The sequence below is a fragment of the Mesorhizobium sp. M7A.F.Ca.CA.002.09.1.1 genome, assembly GCF_003998555.1.
In the GTDB taxonomy this organism is placed as follows: Bacteria; Pseudomonadota; Alphaproteobacteria; order Rhizobiales; family Rhizobiaceae; genus Mesorhizobium; species Mesorhizobium ciceri.
Map to the genome: position 1 here is coordinate 1 of NZ_RZRR01000893.1, position 2,267 is coordinate 2,267.

At 63.5% G+C, this 2,267-nt stretch carries 2 protein-coding genes and 1 pseudogene; all 3 read right to left on the bottom strand.

The genetic code is table 11. The features are described from left to right. Positions 1-781 (bottom strand): tRNA lysidine(34) synthetase TilS (gene tilS / locus EN994_RS27950; protein WP_127307990.1); only part of this gene is annotated, 781 nt, incomplete at its 3' end. Positions 782-838: 57 nt separating this feature from the next. After that, positions 839-1,948, bottom strand: a complete 1,110-nt coding sequence (ybgF, locus tag EN994_RS27955; RefSeq protein WP_027162518.1) for a tol-pal system protein YbgF — start codon at positions 1,946-1,948, stop codon at positions 839-841. Between the two features lie 220 nt (positions 1,949-2,168). After that, a pseudogene (locus EN994_RS27960) lies at positions 2,169-2,267 on the bottom strand (peptidoglycan-associated lipoprotein); the annotation flags it as partial.

Here is a 2,267-nt window from a genome sequence, read left to right on the forward strand (position 1 = left end):
GGTCGAGGCGGATGAGGCCGATGGCTGGCTGGCTGGCGAAGCCATCGATCAAACCGGCTGCGCTGGCGCCAAGCTGCCTGCGCTCGAGGGCGGCCTGGCCCGCGAGCATCAACATGCCCTTCACATGCTCGACACTCTCGCCGGCAAGTGCGGCCCGCACACGCGGCCGCTCGAAAGCCGCGTCGTCATTGGTCGGATCGTCAGCCCAGCCGACATTTTGACGGCGCAGGACGTCGCGCAATGCCGCGCGCCGCACGCCGAGGAGCGGCCGCACGATCCAAATGCGCCAGTCATAGAGGGTGGCCGGCGCCATGCCGGCAAGTCCCCGGCCGGCCATGCCGGCATGGCCTTGGCCCTCGTCCCGCGCGTGCCGCATCAGCACCGTTTCCGCCTGGTCGTCGGCGGTATGGCCGGTGAGGATCATGCCGATGCCTTCCGCTTGTGCCGCCTCGGCTAGCAGCCGGTAGCGCGCCTCGCGAGCGGCGGCGGGCAGACCGGTCGATGGCTTTGGACCCGACCATGTCAGGATGCGGTGTGAAATTCCGAGCCTGGCGCACAGCTTCGCCACTGTTTGCGCTTCCGCAGCCGAACCGGACCGCAAACCGTGGTCGATCGTCACCGCCAGCAGCCTGGTTGCCGGCGCCCTACGTTCGAGATGGTGTTTGAGAAGAAGGAGCAGGGCGGTCGAGTCGCTGCCGCCGGACACGGCCGCAACAGCGCCGCTGGTAAAATCGATATGCGAAAAAGGGTTAGTCGAGAGGTCCGGCTCGGTGTCGAGCATGATGCATGTCGCCCAAAAGTGATCCCGGTTTCAGGACAACGACATGTATGACAAGGATCAGCAGGCAGCCAGAGCCTTCTCCTGCTTGACGCGTTCCTTGAGCGCGCTGGAAATATCGGGGTAGCGCTTGCCGACCTCGCTGAAAGTGGCGCAGGCAACGTCATGCTGCTTGAGGCCGACCAGCGACACGCCGAGCTTCAGCAACATATCGGGAGCTTTCTTGGCCTTGGGGTAGTCCTTGCTGGCGGCAAGGAACGTCTCGGCCGCATCGCGGTATTTCTGCTGGCCGAGCAATGACTCGCCCAGCCAGTAATGCGCGTCCGCGGCCTTCGCATCCTTGGGGAAGCGGGCGATGTGGTCGCGAAAACCCTGCTCGGCGGTGCCGTAGTCGCCCGAGAGGATGAACTGGTATGAGTTGCGGTAGAGCTCTTCCGGATTGTTGGTGGCGGGCAACGCCGCGACCACCGTATCGGATTTGCCGGCCTTGGGCGCCGCCCCGGCGACTGGCGCGGTATCCTGCGCCGGCGCGGTCGATTGTGTGTTGCCGCCGGCATCGATGACATTGCCGTTCTTGTCGACGGTGATGCTGCCGAAGGTCTTTTCCGGCGCTCCCGTACCGGGAATAACCTTGCCGGGGTCGCCATCCGGAGATTCGACGATGACGTCCTCGACCGTCTTGCCGACTGCCGATTGATCGTTGGCGGGCTCGGCGCCGGCATCGGCCGGCGCCCGTGTTGCCGGGGCCGCCGCCACGTTGTTGTCGGTGCCGGTGGTGGCGTCCGATTTCTTCTGCGCCGGCGGCTGTCCGCCTTGCGTGCCGCCACCTTCCAGCTGCTGGAAGCGGAATTCATTATCTTCCTGCTGCTTGCGGATCTGCTCCTGCATTTGCAGGACCTGGAAATTGAGTTCCTCGATCTTGCCGTTCATCTGCCGCAGCTGCTCTTCCAGGCTGGTGACAGCGGTAGGATCGGACTGCACCAGCTGAACCTGGTCCGGTTTCTTCTTTTGACCAAAAAAGCCGGGCAATTCGATACTGGGAAGATGGAAGGTAAAGCCGCTGTCGGTTGATTGCCCTGTGCCGCTCGCCCCGGTGCCGCTAGCCAGGGCGGTGACGCCTGATAGGAGCAGCAGCGCAAGCGTGCCGCTCAGAACCGATCTCAAATGCATGTGCCTCTCGCAGTGATTTCGTTAGCTTGTTCGCGCCTTCCAATCAGAATGGGACCAGCCAAGCGCCCTCGGCTCATAGCAGGAGCCGAGACTTCGGCCAAATTTTGTTTCGGGCATCCGGATATGAAAAAGGCGGCCCCAAGGCCGCCTTTCGCACAAGTATGTTGCATTTTTACCGCTAGACGGCCACGCGTCCTTTGACGCGCCGGTCCATGATGCCTCAGGAGCCAGCGCCGCTAAGCGTAGTGACTGCGCGGCGATTCTGCGACCAGCAAGAGATGTCGTCGCAAACCGCGACCGGACGTTCCTTGCCGTAGGA

Excerpts from the sequence above, each read along its gene's own strand:
- ybgF (WP_027162518.1), bottom strand. The coding sequence starts at position 1,948 with ATGCATTTGAGATCGGTTCTGAGCGGCACGCTTGCGCTGCTGCTCCTA.